This is a genomic window from Streptomyces sp. NPDC020807, assembly GCF_040641575.1.
Taxonomy (GTDB): domain Bacteria; phylum Actinomycetota; class Actinomycetes; order Streptomycetales; family Streptomycetaceae; genus Streptomyces.
Genome location: NZ_JBFADU010000003.1, coordinates 469,156 through 485,276 on the forward strand (window position 1 = coordinate 469,156; position 16,121 = coordinate 485,276).

Sequence of the window (16,121 nt, forward strand, 5' to 3'; positions counted from 1 at the left end):
ACGCCAGGCATCCAGGGGGAGGAAGCGGACGTGGCCACCGTCGCCGAGACCGTCACAGCCAAGCAGCACCGCCTCGGCGAGCTGCGCGAGTTCCTGATGAGCCGCAGGGCCCGGGTGACCCCGGCCGACGCGGGGCTCCCGGACGGCGGCGGGCGACGCCGCACTCCCGGGCTGCGCCGCGAGGAGGTCGCGGTCCTCGCCGGGGTCGGCGTCTCCTGGTACCAGTGGCTCGAACAGGGCCGGGACATCACGGTCTCCCCGCAGGTCCTCGACTCGGTGGCACGCGTGCTGCGGCTGAGCCCGGCGGAGCGGCGCCATCTGTACGTCCTCGCGGCCCTCAACCCGCCGGCCCTGGAGGCCGCCCCGGAGGACCAGGACATGTGCGACGGTCTGCGGCGGCTGATCGACGCCTGGATGCCGTTCCCCGCGCACATCATGGACGTGTACTGGAACACGGTCCTCTACAACGACGCGGCGTCGATCGTCCTCGGGATGCGGCCCGAGATCGCCCAGAACTGCCTGGTCGCCTTCTTCACCGACGAGCTCTACCGTTCCCGGGCGCCCCACTGGGAGTCGATCGCGCCCAAGGTCGTGGCCCAGTTCCGTTCCGCCTGCACGGAGGCCCCGGACGACGAGGGGTTCCGCGCCGTGATCGAGGAACTCACCGAGCGCAGTCCGGAGTTCGTGGAGCTCTGGGAGCGGCGGGACGTCCGGCCCGGCGGCCAGACCCGCAAGGAGCTGGAGCATCCGCTGGTCGGCACGCTGATGGTCGAGGCCACCCAGCTTCGCGTCCCCGCCCGCCCGGACCTGGTCATCGTCATGCACACCCCGCTTCCGGAGTCCGACACGGCGGCGAAGCTGGAGTGGCTGGTCTCCCCGGAGGGGCGGCGCGGGGCGATGTACCCGATCGCGGGCTGAGGACGGCCCTCGCGGGCTGAGGACGGCCCTCGTCGGCTGAGGACGGCCCCTCGCGGGCTGCGGGCGGTCTCCGTCCTATGCTCGGGGCATGACACTCAGCAGCGAGCACGGCGACCTCGGGCCCGAGGACCTCAAGATCATCACCCTGGCGCGGAGCGCCCGCGCCCGCAACGGCGTGCCCGAGGGCGCGGCCGTGCGCGACGAGACCGGACGCACCTACGTCGCCGGCACCGTCGAGCTCGACTCGCTCAGGCTGAGCGCGCTGCGGACGGCGGTCGCGATGGCGGTCGCCAGCGGGGCCCGGTCCCTGGAGGCGGCGGCCGTCGTGTCGAACGCCGAGGCCGTCTCCGACGAGGACCGCGCGGCGGTACGGGACCTGGGCGGCCCGGAGGCGCCGGTGCTGCTCGCGGGTCCCGACGGGCAGCTCCGTACGGCGGTCACGGCCGGCTGAGAGGGCTGGGACGCGCGAGCGAACAGCGAGAAACGGACAGTGAGGGCCCGGTGTGACGCCGGGCCCTTGCGCGTTTGTGAAGGATCACCGCATCTTCTCTTGCCTTCCCCGGTGGTCTGCGTCTCAATAAGCAGCGGCTGGCCCGACGGGCCGTCAGAAATCCTCCTTTCACGCAGTGTCCGCACCCCTGCGTCAGGCATGGAATGGGGTTCGAACTCGCCATGAGAAGCAGAAGCACCTTAGGAACGGTCGCGGTCCTCACCGGAGCGCTCGCCGCCACCGCCCTCGCCTACGCCCCGACGGCCGGAGCCGCCGTGGCGCCGGGCAGCGCCACGGCGACGTACGACTGTTCCCCGTACAACACCGGGGGCGCCACGCTCACGGCCACCCACAGCGGCACGACCATGACGGTCACGATCACGACGGCCGTCACGACGCCGATCGCGCTCGGCGCCGACACGATCAACGCCACGCTGAAGCTGGCCAACTCGACCGGACCCGTCCGGACGTTCACCGGTAAGAAGAACCCGGCGATCCCCTCGGGCGGGGCCGTCACCATCGGACCCCTCAGCGGGACCGTGGCCGTGGGGGACAGGCTCAACTCGTACTTCGCGGGCACCTCGCTCTCGATGGTGGTCATGGGCATCACCATCAGCTGCGACGCCGTGACGAACCAGTCGCCCGGCCCCTTCGTCATCAGCTGAACCCCGTTCCACCCCTGACCGGTGTCGCCGAAGGCGGCACCGGTCTCCGGCGTGACCAGGGCATATCCGTACATGAGCTGATCTTGACAGGATCTGATGGGTCATCAGTCGGTGGTTTTCGATGGCATTGACTTCTCTCGGCCCACAGCCGTCAATGGCGCCCTCTCATCCCTCAGGAGGGGACCCACACATGGCAATCACCCGATCCCGGGCGGCGACCCGAAGACGGCGTTGGACCGCCGCCCTCGGCGCCACCGCTCTCGCGGTCGCCGCGGGCGGCGCCCTCGCCGCCCCGGCGCTGGCCACCGAGAGCTCGACCCCGGTGCAGTTCGAGACGCGCTGTGTCCCGCCGCCGATCGCCCAGATCCCGCCGATCACGGGCACGACGACCGCCGAGATCACGGTCGACAAGGCGGCCCCGAAGGTCGGCGACACGGTGACCGTGACCTACACGATCACCAAGCCCGCCGCCTCGAACCCCGTCGACCTCGCGCTCCCGGCCGACATCATGACCCCGACCGGCAAGGTCGTCCTCGGCGGCGCCCAGACCGGCCAGATCAACGTCACCGGCCCGAAGAAGAACCCGCCCGTCCCGGGCAAGGGCTCCTTCCCGGCCTTCTCGATGACCGGTACGTTCACGGTCACCGAGCCCGGATCGATCACGCTCTCCCCGGGGGACTACAACATCCACACCAGCTACCTCATGGAGCTGGACACCCCCTGCACGGTGCTGAACCCGCCCGCCCCGGTCTCCGAGACGGTCGAAGCAGGCCCCGTCACCAGCCCCAACGCCCGGACGCTCGCCCTGGAGACCAGCTCGGGCGACCCCGGCGTGCGCGTGACCGTGACCGGCACCAAGTTCACGCCGCTCGCCGAGGTCACCGTCGTCGGCCGCGCCGGTGGCGCGGAGACCGCCGACAAGATGCTCGTCACCACCGACAGCGAGGGCGGCTTCGTCGCCCGCCTGAAGGTGAACGACGTGGCGACCACCGGCGTCGTGGCGTACGAGGGCGGTGCCTGGGACCCGGAGAAGGGCGCGGGCCCGGTCAAGTACAAGGTCGTCGTCCCGACCCCGCCGAACAGCCAGACCCTCACGGCGGCGGTCAACGCCGGTGAGCTCTCCATGAGCCAGGCAGGGGACGCGGTCGAGCTGTCCGCGGTCGACTTCGGCACGGGCGGTGCGGCCACCGGAGCCCTGAAGACGGTGACGGTCAAGGACTTCCGCGGCGGCCCCGCGGGCTGGTCCCTGACCGGCAAGGTCACCGACTTCGCCGGCCCCGGCGACCCCATCGGCGCCGGGAACCTCAGCTGGACGCCCGCCTGCACCGCCAAGGCCGGCAGCCCCAGCGTCTGCGTCGCCGGTTCGGCCGGGCCCGTCGGCAGCGCCGGCGCGACCCTCGCCTCCACGGCGAACGGCACCCTCACCGGTGGTGAGTTCACCGTCGACGCCGGGCTCTCCCTCGACATCCCGGCGTTCACCGCGCCCGGGTCGTACGCGGGCGTGCTCACGCTGACCCTGTCCTGACCACCCGGCGGGCCGGCCGGAGAACCCCCGGCCGGCCCGCTCCGCACCCGGGGGTTTCCGCACCGTGCGCAGCAGCAAGCCGTACCTGGTCCTGTCCGCCCTCCTGAGCGCGTTCCTCGTGCTGCTCGGAGCCCCTCCGCAGGCCGCCGCCGCAGAGAACGGCGAGTGGGCCGTCTACCCGGCCACACCCGCCGCCGCCAAACCCGGCAGCCGCCCGTACTTCTACCTCTCGCTCGACCCCGGCACCTCGCTCACCGACCGGGTCACCGTCACCAACAAGACGGCCGCGCCGCTCAGCTTCCGGCTGTACGGCGCCGACGCGTACAACACCGACCGCGACGGCGGCTTCGCGATCCGCACCCGGGCCGAGAAGCAGACCGGCGCCGGCGCGTGGATCAAGGTCGAGCGCACCCGGATCACCGTCCCGCCGCGCTCCGCCGTCACCGTCCCGTTCACCCTCACCGTCCCCGCCGACGCCGACCCCGGCGACCACCCCGGCGCCCTCGTCGCCCTCGACGAGCGGATCAGCCCCAGCGGACCGGGCTCCGTCGCCGTCGGCGTCCAGCGGGCCGTCGGCGCCCGCGTCTACCTGCGGGTCAACGGGCCCACCGTCCCCGCGCTCGGCCTGGAGGACGTCACCCTCGAACAGGACCGGCCGCTCGTGCCCGGCACGGGGGAGAGCGGCGCCGTCGTCTCGTACACCCTCCACAACCGGGGGAACGTCACCCTCAACCCCAAGGTCGCCCTCAGGGCCGAGGGGCTCTTCGGCCGCACCCTCCTCGCCCGCGACCTCGCCCACGTCCCCTCCGAGCTGCTGCCCCGGCAGAAGATCCGGCTCACCGAGCGGTGGAACGGCTCGCCGCAGCTCGACTGGGGCGACGTGACCCTCACCGCCACCGCCAAGGACGTGAGGGAGACGGCGGAGGTGTCCTTCCTCGCCGTGCCCTGGCTCGCCGCGACGGTCCTGCTCGCGGGCGGTGCGGGAGGCGTCGTCGCCCTGCGGGCACGGCGCCGCCGCGCCCCCGCCGACGAGCCCGGCGAGGCCCCGGCGGAGCAGCTCGTCGACGCCTGAGGCCGTACCGAAGCCGTACTGGGTACGTGAGGCGGGCGCTCATCGGGGACAATGGCCCCCATGAGCGCTCGCAACCCTGAAACCGAAGCCGTCCACCGGGCCGGCTTCGCCTGCTTCGTCGGCCGCCCCAACGCGGGCAAGTCCACCCTCACGAACGCTCTGGTCGGCCAGAAGGTGGCCATCACCTCGAACCGGCCGCAGACCACCCGGCACACCGTCCGGGGCATCGTGCACCGTCCCGACGCGCAGCTGATCCTGGTCGACACCCCCGGCCTCCACAAGCCGCGCACGCTCCTCGGCGAGCGGCTCAACGACGTCGTGCGCACCACCTGGGCCGAGGTCGACGTGATCGGCTTCTGCCTGCCGGCCGACCAGAAGCTCGGCCCCGGCGACCGCTTCATCGCCAAGGAGCTCGCCGAGATCAAGAAGACCCCCAAGGTCGCCATCGTCACCAAGACCGACCTGGTCGACTCCAAGACCCTCGCCGAGCAGCTCATCGCCATCGACCAGCTCGGCCGCGAGCTCGGCATCGAGTGGGCCGAGATCGTGCCCGTCTCCGCCGTCGGCGACAAGCAGGTCCAGCTCGTCGCGGACCTCCTCATCCCGCTGCTCCCGCAGTCCCCGCCGCTCTACCCGGAGGGCGACCTCACGGACGAGCCCGAGCAGGTCATGGTCGCGGAGCTGATCCGCGAGGCCGCGCTCGAAGGCGTACGGGACGAGCTGCCGCACTCCATCGCGGTCGTCGTCGAGGAGATGATCCCCCGGGAGAACCGCCCGGCGGACCGGCCGCTGCTCGACATCCACGCCAACGTGTACATCGAGCGCCCCAGCCAGAAGGGCATCATCATCGGCCCGAAGGGCAGCCGCCTCAAGGAGGTCGGCATGAAGTCCCGCAAGCACATCGAGGCCCTCCTCGGCACGCCGGTCTTCCTCGACCTCCACGTGAAGGTCGCGAAGGACTGGCAGCGCGACCCGAAGCAGCTGCGGAAGCTCGGCTTCTAGCCCCTGGGCACCCCCCACGGAACGTGCCACCATGGCGCCGTGACAGAGATCGTCAAGGGGGGAAACCTGCCGGTCCCCGGGCAGGCGTGGCGGGTCGCGGTCGTCCGGCAGGCGGGCGGTGACGGGGTTCCGGAGGTCGACGCCTCGGCCCTGCTGCTCGACGCGGAGGGCAGGGTCAGGGGCGACGGCGACCTGGTCTTCTACAACCAGCCCGCGCACGCCTCCGGCGCGGTGCGCCTGCTCGACCAGGTACGGGACGGGCAGCGGCGGGTCGCCGACTGGCTGCAGATCGACACCGAGCGCGTCGAGCCCGCCGTCGAGCGCATCGTGATCACCGCCTCCAGCGAGCACGGGACGTTCGGCCAGGTCCCGGGCCTGCACATCCGCACGGTGAGCGCCGCCACCGGCGAGCAGCTCGCGCTGTACGCGGTCGACGACGCGAGCACCGAGACGGCGTTCGTCCTCGGCGAGTTCTACCGGCGCGACGGCGGGTGGAAGTTCCGGGCGGTCGGCCAGGGGTACGCCTCCGGCCTCGTCGGCCTCGCGGAGGACTTCGGCATCGTGGGCCGGGACCCGGACCCCGCCCCCGAGGACGAGCCCGTTCCCGACGACGAGCCCGCCCCCGACGACGAGCCCGCGTCGGCGGGGGCTCCTCCGGAGGCCATCCCCGCCGAGCTCCTGGCCAAGGCGCGGGAGGCCGAGGCGGAGGCCGTAGGGACACCGCCAGGGGTCCCCGTGCAGCGGCCCCCGCGGACCGGTCCGCGCTCGGACGTCGAGCTCTTCGGGGAGGACTTCCCGGAGTTCGTCCGCAGCGGCGAGGGCAAGGCCGAGTTCACCGTCGACGTGCCGATCCCGGCCGGCTACCTCGTCGTCGACACGTACCGGCCCGGCAAGGGCTATCTCACCGTGCGCACCCTCGACGAGAAGGGCGACGGCGACGTCCTGGTGGCGAACACGCTGATGGACGACTACGAGGGCCGCGGGCTCGTGCGGTACGACGGCAAGGCGCCGCTGCGACTGCGCGTCGCCGGCCACGACCAGCGGTGGACGGTCGCCGTCCGTCCGGTGAGCGCCGTGGAGGCCCTCGACGGCGCCGCCGAGGGCCGGGGTTCCGACGTGCTGTTGTACACGGGCCCCGCCGGGCAGCTCTCCTCCCGGCTCCGCACGGGGTTGAGCCACGAGTGGTTCAACGTGCACGGCTACGAGCCGGACGGGCGGCGCCACCTGCTCGCCAACGAGGCGAACCGCCTGCCCCGGGACTCGCGTCCGCTGCCCGCGGGACCCCTGCTCGTGTACCTCCGAGTCGCCGAGGGCGACTGGACCCTGAAGGTCCGGCCGCCGAAGGAGAACCGGTTCTGGCGCCGGAAGTGACCCCTACGCGCCTTCCTTGAGGACCCTCGTCACGAGGGCCCTCTGCGCGTCCGTGAGGCGCGGGTCGCAGCAGCGGACCGTGCGGCCGTCGATGGTGATCTCGTACGCGAAGCCGTCCGGGACGCCCCGGGTGTCCCCGTCGCCGTCCGCGAGGACGGTGGCGGCCAGGGCGCGGAGGTCCGGGTCCGCGACCGCCACCTCCGCCGACCGCTCGATGCCCGCGAAACCGCCCGTGCGCCGCACTCGAATCCGCATGGGACCTGTCTACCAGCCGGACGCCGGTCAGGTCGTGGGTACGCCCACGGTCGTCCAGGCGCGGTGGACGACCTTGACCTCCTCGCCGTCGCCGAAGCGGGCCTTCGCCGCCTCCACCGTGGCCGCCGCGAACTCCGAGAAGCGGGCGTCGGGGGTGAGGGTCCCGCCGGTCATCACGTCGTACCAGATCCGTCCGGCCCGCTCCCAGGCGTTGCCCGCGAGGCCGGTCGCGACCAGGTAGAAGGCGTGGTTGGGGATGCCGGAGTTGATGTGCACGCCGCCGTTGTCCCGGCCGGTGCGGACGTAGTCGTCCATGTGGGCCGGCTGCGGGTCCTTGCCGAGGACGTCGTCGTCGTAGGCGGTGCCGGGCGCCTTCATGGAGCGCAGCGCCGTGCCCTCGACGGCCGGGGAGAAGAGGCCCTCGCCGATGAGCCAGTCGGCCTCCTCCGCGTTCTGCCCGCGCGCGTACTGCTTCACCAGCGAGCCGAAGACGTCGGAGACGGACTCGTTGAGGGCGCCGGACTGGCCGAAGTACTCCAGGTTCGCCGTGTACTGGGTGAAGCCGTGGGCCAGCTCGTGGCCGATGACGTCGACGGGCAGCGTGAAGTCGAGGAAGATCTCGCCGTCCCCGTCGCCGAAGACCATCTGCTCGCCGTTCCAGAAGGCGTTGCCGTACTTCTCGTCGTAGTGGACGGAGGCGTGCAGCGGCAGCCCGGCGCCGTCGATCGAGTCGTGGCCGAAGGCGTCCAGGAAGAGGTCGAAGGTGGCGCCGAGACCGGCGTACGCGCGGTTGACGGTGGCGTCGCCGGTCGCCTCCTCGCCCTCCGCGCGGACCCGCTCGCCCGGCAGGTCCGTGCCGTGGCCGCAGTCGTACACCGTCCGGTGCGGACGGCCGGCCTCGGCGGCGGCGAGCGTGGGCGCCGCACCGGGCAGCGGCAGCACGCGGAACGTACGGGCCGCCGCGTCGGCGATCAGGGTGCGGCGCGCGGCGGCGGCGACGGCCGGGTCCGAGGAGTGCGCCAGGTGCTCCAGGAGGTGCGGCGGGACGATCGAGCAGAAGGCGGGGGAGGCCCCGTGCGTGCGGGAGGCCGTGTGGGGAGTCATGCCCGCAATGTGGCACCGCGTGGTGCCCGTGTCACGGGATGTGACGAGGATTGGCGAAATGGAGTGATGGGTCACCTTCGTGCCTTGACGCGGGCCCCGTCCCGCATACTGAAACGGGACGTCCGGCTCCGCCGGGGCTGGGTTATGGTGACGCACATCATGCGTTTCGGGCTGCTTCTCCTTAGCTGCCGCGGCGAGGGCCTGTAGTCGTAGGCCGACTCCCTCCCCGCGGGTTTCGGTGTTGCGTTCGACAGTCGGCCGTCCCTCCAGAGGACCCGAGGAGCCCTACGCACATGTCTCAGTCGCCTTTCGTCAGCCGCCCCACGCCGATCACCAACGCCACGCACGCGCAGAAGCCGTCCGGGATGCCGATCCACAAGTACGGCCGGTACGAGGCCGTCGAGATCCCCGACCGCACGTGGCCCGAGGCCCGCATCACCCAGGCGCCCCGCTGGCTCTCCACCGACCTGCGCGACGGCAACCAGGCCCTGATCGACCCGATGTCCCCGGCGCGCAAGCGCGAGATGTTCGACCTGCTGGTCCGCATGGGCTACAAGGAGATCGAGGTCGGCTTCCCGTCCTCCGGCGAGACCGACTTCGCCTTCGTCCGCTCCATCATCGAAGAGGGCGCGATCCCGGACGACGTCACCATCTCCGTCCTGACCCAGGCCCGCGAGGACCTGATCGAGCGGACCGTGGAGTCCCTGGTCGGCGCCAAGCGCGCGACCGTCCACCTGTACAACGCCACCGCGCCCACCTTCCGCCGGGTCGTCTTCCGCGGCTCGAAGGAGCAGATCAAGCAGATCGCCGTGGACGGCACCCGCCTGGTCATGGAGTACGCGGAGAAGCTGCTGGGCCCGGAGACGACCTTCGGCTACCAGTACAGCCCCGAGATCTTCACCGACACCGAGCTGGACTTCGCGCTGGAGGTCTGCGAGGCGGTCTGCGACGTCTGGCAGCCGGGCCCGGGCCGCGAGATCATCCTCAACCTGCCCGCCACCGTGGAGCGTTCGACGCCGTCCACGCACGCGGACCGCTTCGAGTGGATGTCCCGGAACCTGACCCGCCGCGAGCACGTCTGCCTGTCCGTCCACCCGCACAACGACCGCGGCACGGCCGTGGCCGCGGCCGAGCTGGCCATCATGGCCGGCGCCGACCGCATCGAGGGCTGCCTGTTCGGGCAGGGCGAGCGGACCGGCAACGTCGACCTGGTGACCCTGGGCATGAACCTGTTCAGCCAGGGCGTCGACCCGCAGATCGACTTCTCGCAGATCGACGAGGTACGCCGTACCTCCGAGTACTGCAACCAGATGGAGGTCCACCCGCGCCACCCCTACGCGGGCGACCTCGTCTACACCGCCTTCTCCGGCTCCCACCAGGACGCCATCAAGAAGGGCTTCGACGCCATGGAGGCCGACGCGGCCGCCCAGGGCAAGACCGTCGACGAGATCGAGTGGGCCGTCCCGTACCTGCCCATCGACCCGAAGGACGTCGGCCGCTCCTACGAGGCCGTCATCCGCGTCAACTCCCAGTCGGGCAAGGGCGGCATCGCGTACGTCCTGAAGAACGACCACAAGCTGGACCTGCCCCGCCGGATGCAGATCGAGTTCTCGCGGATCATCCAGCAGAAGACCGACACCGAGGGCGGCGAGGTCACGCCGGCCGCGATCTGGGCCGTCTTCCAGGACGAGTACCTGCCCAGCGCGGGCAACGACGGTTCCGCCTGGGGCCGCATCCAGCTGCGCTCCGGCCAGACCACCTCCGACACCGACGGCACGGACACGCTGACCGTCGAGGCCGTCGTCGACGGCGCCGAGGTCGTCCTGTCCGGCTCCGGCAACGGCCCCATCTCGGCCTTCTTCGCCGCGCTCCAGGAGATCGGCGTGGACGCCCGCCTGCTGGACTACCAGGAGCACACGATGAGCGAGGGCGCCTCCGCGCAGGCCGCCTCGTACATCGAGTGCGCCATCGACGGCAAGGTCCTGTGGGGCATCGGCATCGACGCCAACACCACCCGCGCCTCCCTGAAGGCGGTCATCTCGGCGGTCAACCGCGCCGCCCGCTGACCCTTCGCGCACCGGCTGCCCGCACTCCCTCCGGTGGGAGTGCGGGCAGCCGCGTTTCGTGAGCTGCGTCACGTCTCCGGATTGTTTCAGGTTCGCTTAAGGAAGATCGTGGCGTGATGTCGGAATCGGTCTCATATCAGGGGAGTTGACGGCAGATCGGGCTGTGCCGGAAGGTCACACCGTCCCCTCGGACACCTCCCTTCTCGTACTCCCTGACCTGGAGTTCCGCATGCGCATGCGCACGTCCGCAGCCGTGGCCGCCGTCCTCGCCGTGACCGGCGCGACCCTCGCCTGGGTCCCCGCCGCCTCCGCCGCCCCGGCCGGCGCGGATTGCGTGACGAACCCGCTCGGCACCGCAGGTCTGTACGCGGAGTTCGTCGAGAAGGACTCCGTCCGCCACTCCGACTCCGAGGGCGCGGTCGCGGTCGGCGGCGACGCCACCTTCGGCGACCCGAAGCAGCCCTCCGGCTTCTCCATCGGCCACAAGCTCACCGGCGCCGACCTCGCCGAGCTCCCCGGCGGCCACAGCCTCGTCGTCGGCGGCACGCTGTACGCGAACCAGGTCGTCCTGGACAACGGCACGGGCGTCGCGGGCAGGGTCGTCGACCGCTCCACCCCCGGCCAGGGCTTCGGCGTCGACGGCGGCAAGGTCGCCGAGGGCGCCTCCCCGACCTCCCCGATCGACTTCGGCAAGGAGTTCGCGTCGCTCCGTGCGCTCTCCACCGGCTGGGCGGGCGTCGCGGCCAACGGCACCGTCGCCAAGGACGGCCTCGGTCTCTTCTTCACCGGCACGGACGCGAAGCTCAACGTCTTCGCCGTCGCCGCCGAGGACCTGCAGAAGGCCGGTGCCCTCACCTTCAAGGTCCCGGCCGGCTCCTCGACCCTCGTGAACGTGCTCGGCTCCTCGTACGACATGAGCACCGCCCCCACCTACGGCGTCTACTACCAGGGCGCCGACGGCACCGCTCCGGTCGTCGACGACTACGCCCTCGCGAACGGCGACTTCGAGGGGATCCGGTCCCGGATGCTCTGGAACTTCCCGCAGGCCGAGAGCGTGAAGAAGAACTACACCTCGTGGCCCGGCACGATCCTCGCGCCGAACGCCAAGGTCGAGATGGGCGGCCAGGGGATCGGTCCCGGCCACGTCAACGGATCCGTCATCGCCGAGGAGCTCGTCACCGTCCCCGGCGCCGAGACCCACCAGATGAACTTCTCCGGCTGCCTCCCGAAGGCGACCACCCCGGAGGAGGTCGTCACCCCGAAGCCCCCGACGCCGACCGAGACCTCCGTCCCGAGCCCGCCCGCGACCCCCGAGCCGACGCCGACCGAGCGCGACGGCGGGACGCCGGAGACCCCGGCCGTCACCGGGACCCCGGAGACCCCGGAGACCTCCGAGACCCCCGGCGGCACCGGGACCCCGGGCACCTCCGCCTCCCCGTCGGCGCCCGGTGAGACCGCGGGGACCCCGGAGGCACCCGCGACGCCCGACGCCTCCGAGACCCCCGACGGGGCCACCGGCGCCCCCGCGCCGTCCGCCACCCCGGAGGGTGATCTCGCGACGACGGGTTCGTCCGTCGGCCCCGGTGCGATCGCCGCCGCCGTCGCCGCGCTCCTCGCCGGCGGAGGCTTCCTGGCCTTCGCAAAGCGCCGCCGCCGCGCCTCCTGAGGCGCCTCCGGGCAGTGACGTGTCTCGGCCATCTCCACGGTGAACTGTCGACGAGGTGCTGACGCCACATCACGGATGTGGCTAACATCACGCCAACGCCGGCAGTGCAGCCGGGCCGTTGAGGAGGTGCGTGTGCGGTCTGCCCGGAATTCACGTGGTGGGAAAGTGGGCGTCTGCGGAATCCGCACCTCGTGGAACACGATCGGCGACGGCGAGTTCTTCTGCGAGGAGTGCGGCGGCGACCGGAACTACCGGCGGCGCACCGGCCGCCGCAGGTTCGCCGTCCTCGGCATCCCGGTCCTGCCCAGGGGCTGTACGGGGCCCGTCGTCGAGTGCGCGGCCTGCCACACCCACTTCGGTGTCGAGGTCCTCGAACGCCCGACGACGGCACGCTTCTCGGCCATGCTCAGGGACGGCGTGCACACCGTCGCCCTGGCCCTCCTCTGCGCCGGGGGTACGGATTCCCGCGCGGTCCTCGACCGGGCCGTGAGCGCGGTCCGCGCCGCCGGTTACGCGGACTGCACGGCCGTCCAGCTCGTCGACCTCGTCGAGGCGCTCGCGGCCGACACCGGCCGCTTCATGCCCGAGGTCAACCCCGAGGGCACCCTCCTCGCGATCGAGATCCACGAGGCGCTCGAACCGCTCACCCCCCATCTCGCGCCCTCCGGGCGGGAGTCGATCCTCCTCGACGCCGCCCGGATCGCCCTCGCCGACGGCGCGTACAGCCCGAACGAGATGGAGGTCCTCGGGACCGTCGGGAACGCGCTCGGGCTCGCACCCGACGACACCGTCCGTCTCATCGCCTCGGCCCGCAAGGTCCCGTAACGGCCGGACAAGCGGCTCAGGGAACGATGTTCTGGTTCAGCCGGAACACGTTGTCGGGGTCGTACCGGCGCTTGACCTCGCGCAACCGGTCGTAGTTCTGGCGGTAGTTGACCCGCACCCGGTCCTGGTCGTCGGTGTCCATGAAGTTGACGTACCCGCCGGCCTGGGTGTGCGGGCGCAGGGCCTCGTCGTAGGCGCGGGTCCAGGCGATGTTCGCCTCCGAGTCCGCCGCGCGGCTCCAGCTGGCACCGAACGAGTGCGAGAAGACGGCGTCCCGGTAGGCGAACGCGGTCTCCTCGGGCCCCACTTCGTGGCAGGCCCCGTCGATCGGGAAGATCGCGGTGTCCGACTCCATCGCCGGCATCGTCTCGCCGTACGCGACGTGCGCGGCGACGGCGCCCTCGGTGAGCTCCCGGCTGAAGTTGCCCTTCCAGTAGTGGTAGAGCCCCGGTGGGAGCTGTTCGTCGAAGAGGGTGTTGATCACCGGGTACGGCATCCGGTCCATGAACCGGCCGACGACCGGACCGAGGGTGTCCAGGCGGGCGAGGACCTTCTCGTCCTCGGACCCGGGGCCGGTGAAGCAGGTGAACGCGGCGCAGATCGGGCGGCCGTGCCAGCGCTCGGGCAGGAACGGTTCCTCGGGGCCGAGCGCGATCACGAGGATCGTGTTGAGCTCGACGGGCGCGTCCGCGTTCATCGCCTGCCAGGCGCGGACCACGTCCCCGTCGAGCGGATAGCAGGTGAGCCCGGCGAAGACGTCGTCCACCGGGTGCAGCCGGAACAGGAGCGAGGTCGCGACCCCGAAGTTCCCGCCGCCGCCGCGCAGCGCCCAGTACAGGTCGGGATTCCGCTCGGCGTCGCAGGTGACGAGCGTGCCCTCGGCGGTGACGACGTCGGCGCCGATCAGGTTGTCGCAGCTCAGGCCGTACCGGCGGGCGAGGTGGCCCATGCCGCCGCCGAGCGTCAGTCCGCCGACGCCGGTCGTGGAGACCACGCCGCCGGTGGTGGCGAGGCCGAAGGCGTGGGTCGCGTGGTTGAAGTCGCCCCAGGTGGCGCCGCCCTCGGCGCGGGCCGTGCGGGCCGCCGGGTCGACGCGGACGCCCCGCATGCGGGACAGGTCGACCACGAGGCCGTCGTCGACGGTGCCGTGCCCGGCGACCGCGTGCGCGCCGCCGCGCACGGCGAGCGGGAGCGCGTGCTCCCGGGCGTACAGCACCGCCGCGATCACGTCGCCGGCGTCCACGGCGTGGACGACGACGGCGGGGCGGCGGTCGTGCAGGGCGTTGTAGACCCGCCGGGACTCGTCGTACGAGGGGTCGCCGGGGGTCACGACGGTGCCGCGCACGGCACCGCGGAGCGTGTTCAGGGGAGCGGTCGTGGTGGTCATGGTTCCGGTCTAGCCGGGCGGGGGAGCGGGCCGCATCGCCCGAATCGCCCATCGCGGGGCGGGAGCGTGATGGGCCGTTCACACCACGGACGGGGGCGGCGGCACGAGGTCGTGGGCGTACGCGTACGCCGTCGCCGCCGCCCGTGAACCCACGCCCAGCTTGGCGAAGATGTTGTTCAGGTGCCGGGAGACGGTGTGCTCGCTGATCACGAGGGCGCCCGCGATCTCCTTGTTCGTGCCGCCCCCGGCGACGAGCCGCAGGACCTCCGCCTCGCGGGCGGTCAGGCCGCCCGGCAGCCTCCGGTCCTTCCCGGCGTGCCTCCCTCCGGAGAGCAGGGCCGCCGCGCGCCGGGCGTCCGGGACGGCCCCGAGCCGCTCGAAGGCCGCCCGCGCGGTGCCGAGCTCGAGCCGGGCCGCCTCCTCGTCGCCGAGGGACCGGCCGGCCGCCGCGAGCAGCATCCGCACCTGGGCGGCCTCGTACGGGACGCGGAGGCCGAGCCATCCGGCGAGCGCCCGGCGCAGCAGCCGCAGGGCCGGGCCGGTGCGGTTCTCGGCGAGGGCGACGGAGCCGAGCGCGGTGTCGGCCGTCGCCCGCAGCAGCGGCGCCTCCCCGGCCGCCGCGGCCAGCCCGTCGAGCTCGGCCGCCGCCCGCGCCGCCCCGGCGGCGTCCCGGACGGCGAGGGCCACCTCCGTACGGGCGGAGAGCAGGCGGGCGCGGCAGAGGAGGTCGGGGCCGTGCTCGTCCGCGCAGGCCAGGGCGAGGGCGATGCCTGCGACGGCGGCGTCCGCGCGGCCCTGCGCGAGGCGCAGCAGGGCGAGGCCGGGCTGCGGGATCCGGCCGAGTTCGTGGGCGTGGGCGTAGGAGACGGCGGCCTCGTCCAGGCGGCCCTGGCGGCGCTGCACGTCCCCGGCGGCGTAGAAGGCGGCGGCGGCCGACTCCAGGCAGTCCACGGGGATCTCCCGGCAGGACTGGCGGGCCTCCGCCTCGGCCAGGGGCCAGTCGCCGAGGAGGTCGAGGACCTCGACCCGGTGGGCCCGGCAGACGCCCCGGAAGGGGTTGTCGCCCGAGGGGGCGCACCAGCGCATCGCCGCGTCGGTCCACTCCGCGGCCCGCCCGAGGTCGGCGCACTCCATGCACTGGGTGAGGGCCAGGCAGTACAGCCAGCCGGTGAACACGTCGCCCAGCTCGCCCGCGGTGACCGCGCACATGGCCTCGTCGAGCTCGCCGAGGGCCTCGGCGCGGCGGCCCTGGGCGAGGAGGGCGGCGGAGGTGGCCTGGCGGGCGAGGGCGAGGAGTTCGGGGTCGTCGGAGGCGAGGCGGGTCATGCGGGCGGCCCCGGCGAGGGCGGCGGCGTGGTCGCCGCGCGCGGTGGCCTCCCCGGCGTCCGTCCAGGCGAGGAAGCACTGCTCGGGGCAGGGCGGCAGCGCGGCGAGGTGGTGGCGGGCGCGGTGCAGCCAGCCGGCCGCGGCGGCGGGCCGGCCGAGCGCCTCGTACTCGTACGACAGCCACCAGGCGGCGAGCCCGGCGCCCCGGTGGTCACCGGCGGCGAGGCAGGCGGCGTGGGCGCGGAGGCGCGCGGTGACGGACTCCTCGACGTGCCCCGACCACCAGGCCGCGTCGGCGAGCTCGGCCAGGTCCTCGCCGGTGAGGGCCCGGGTGGGGTGCCGGTCCTCGGCGTGCAGCAGCGCGTACGTCCCGGGGCCGGCGGTGGGTGCGGACATGCCTTCGCCTCTTCCCTGTCCTTTCAGCGTAGGACCGGAAAGAGGCGAAGGCG

14 protein-coding genes are annotated in these 16,121 nt (G+C 72.8%); 10 read left to right on the forward strand and 4 right to left on the reverse strand.

Annotated elements, in window-relative coordinates; translation table 11 throughout:
- The first annotated feature begins 30 nt into the window (after window positions 1-30).
- From AB0G79_RS07615 to AB0G79_RS07645, 7 genes are all read left to right on the forward strand, one after another.
- Window positions 31-918 carry a helix-turn-helix transcriptional regulator gene (locus AB0G79_RS07615; RefSeq protein ID WP_360801666.1) on the forward strand — a complete coding sequence of 296 codons (888 nt, stop codon included), beginning with the start codon at window positions 31-33 and terminating at the stop codon, window positions 916-918.
- 88 nt (window positions 919-1,006) lie between these two features.
- A complete protein-coding gene (locus AB0G79_RS07620) occupies window positions 1,007-1,369 on the forward strand; it encodes a cytidine deaminase (protein ID WP_360801669.1) in 363 nt (120 codons plus the stop codon).
- Between the two features lie 221 nt (window positions 1,370-1,590).
- On the forward strand, window positions 1,591-2,073 hold the full coding sequence (locus AB0G79_RS07625) for a hypothetical protein (RefSeq protein ID WP_360801672.1): 483 nt from the start codon (window positions 1,591-1,593) through the stop codon (window positions 2,071-2,073).
- A 190-nt stretch (window positions 2,074-2,263) separates the two neighbouring features.
- Window positions 2,264-3,598 carry a beta-xylosidase gene (locus AB0G79_RS07630; RefSeq protein WP_360801675.1) on the forward strand — a complete coding sequence of 445 codons (1,335 nt, stop codon included), beginning with the start codon at window positions 2,264-2,266 and terminating at the stop codon, window positions 3,596-3,598.
- A 64-nt stretch (window positions 3,599-3,662) separates the two neighbouring features.
- A complete protein-coding gene (locus AB0G79_RS07635) occupies window positions 3,663-4,670 on the forward strand; it encodes a DUF916 domain-containing protein (RefSeq protein WP_360801678.1) in 1,008 nt (335 codons plus the stop codon).
- Between the two features lie 60 nt (window positions 4,671-4,730).
- Entirely contained in the window at window positions 4,731-5,672 is a 942-nt protein-coding gene (gene era / locus AB0G79_RS07640) for a GTPase Era (protein WP_360801681.1), read from the forward strand.
- 39 nt (window positions 5,673-5,711) lie between these two features.
- Window positions 5,712-7,043, forward strand: a complete 1,332-nt coding sequence (locus tag AB0G79_RS07645) for a TerD family protein (RefSeq protein WP_360801684.1) — start codon at window positions 5,712-5,714, stop codon at window positions 7,041-7,043.
- 3 nt (window positions 7,044-7,046) lie between these two features.
- On the opposite strand, the gene AB0G79_RS07650 is transcribed toward AB0G79_RS07645, so the two are convergent.
- Both AB0G79_RS07650 and AB0G79_RS07655 read right to left on the reverse strand, forming a co-directional pair.
- Window positions 7,047-7,298, reverse strand: coding sequence for a protealysin inhibitor emfourin (locus AB0G79_RS07650; protein ID WP_360801687.1), 252 nt, complete (start codon window positions 7,296-7,298; stop codon window positions 7,047-7,049).
- Between the two features lie 27 nt (window positions 7,299-7,325).
- Window positions 7,326-8,402, reverse strand: a complete 1,077-nt coding sequence (locus AB0G79_RS07655; RefSeq protein ID WP_360801690.1) for a M4 family metallopeptidase — start codon at window positions 8,400-8,402, stop codon at window positions 7,326-7,328.
- Between the two features lie 293 nt (window positions 8,403-8,695).
- Between AB0G79_RS07655 and leuA the strand changes: the two genes are divergently transcribed.
- The 3 genes from leuA (at window position 8,696) to AB0G79_RS07670 (ending at window position 12,959) form a co-directional block, all read left to right on the forward strand.
- On the forward strand, window positions 8,696-10,468 hold the full coding sequence (leuA, locus tag AB0G79_RS07660; RefSeq protein WP_360801693.1) for a 2-isopropylmalate synthase: 1,773 nt from the start codon (window positions 8,696-8,698) through the stop codon (window positions 10,466-10,468).
- A 229-nt stretch (window positions 10,469-10,697) separates the two neighbouring features.
- Window positions 10,698-12,134, forward strand: coding sequence for a choice-of-anchor A family protein (locus AB0G79_RS07665; RefSeq protein ID WP_360801696.1), 1,437 nt, complete (start codon window positions 10,698-10,700; stop codon window positions 12,132-12,134).
- Between the two features lie 132 nt (window positions 12,135-12,266).
- Entirely contained in the window at window positions 12,267-12,959 is a 693-nt protein-coding gene (locus AB0G79_RS07670; RefSeq protein ID WP_360801699.1) for a TerB family tellurite resistance protein, read from the forward strand.
- A 16-nt stretch (window positions 12,960-12,975) separates the two neighbouring features.
- Here AB0G79_RS07670 and AB0G79_RS07675 read toward each other — a convergent pair whose 3' ends face one another.
- Both AB0G79_RS07675 and AB0G79_RS07680 read right to left on the reverse strand, forming a co-directional pair.
- Window positions 12,976-14,346 carry an FAD-binding oxidoreductase gene (locus AB0G79_RS07675; protein ID WP_360801702.1) on the reverse strand — a complete coding sequence of 457 codons (1,371 nt, stop codon included), beginning with the start codon at window positions 14,344-14,346 and terminating at the stop codon, window positions 12,976-12,978.
- Window positions 14,347-14,424: 78 nt separating this feature from the next.
- Window positions 14,425-16,068 carry a LuxR C-terminal-related transcriptional regulator gene (locus AB0G79_RS07680; RefSeq protein ID WP_360801705.1) on the reverse strand — a complete coding sequence of 548 codons (1,644 nt, stop codon included), beginning with the start codon at window positions 16,066-16,068 and terminating at the stop codon, window positions 14,425-14,427.
- Window positions 16,069-16,121 lie beyond the last annotated feature (53 nt).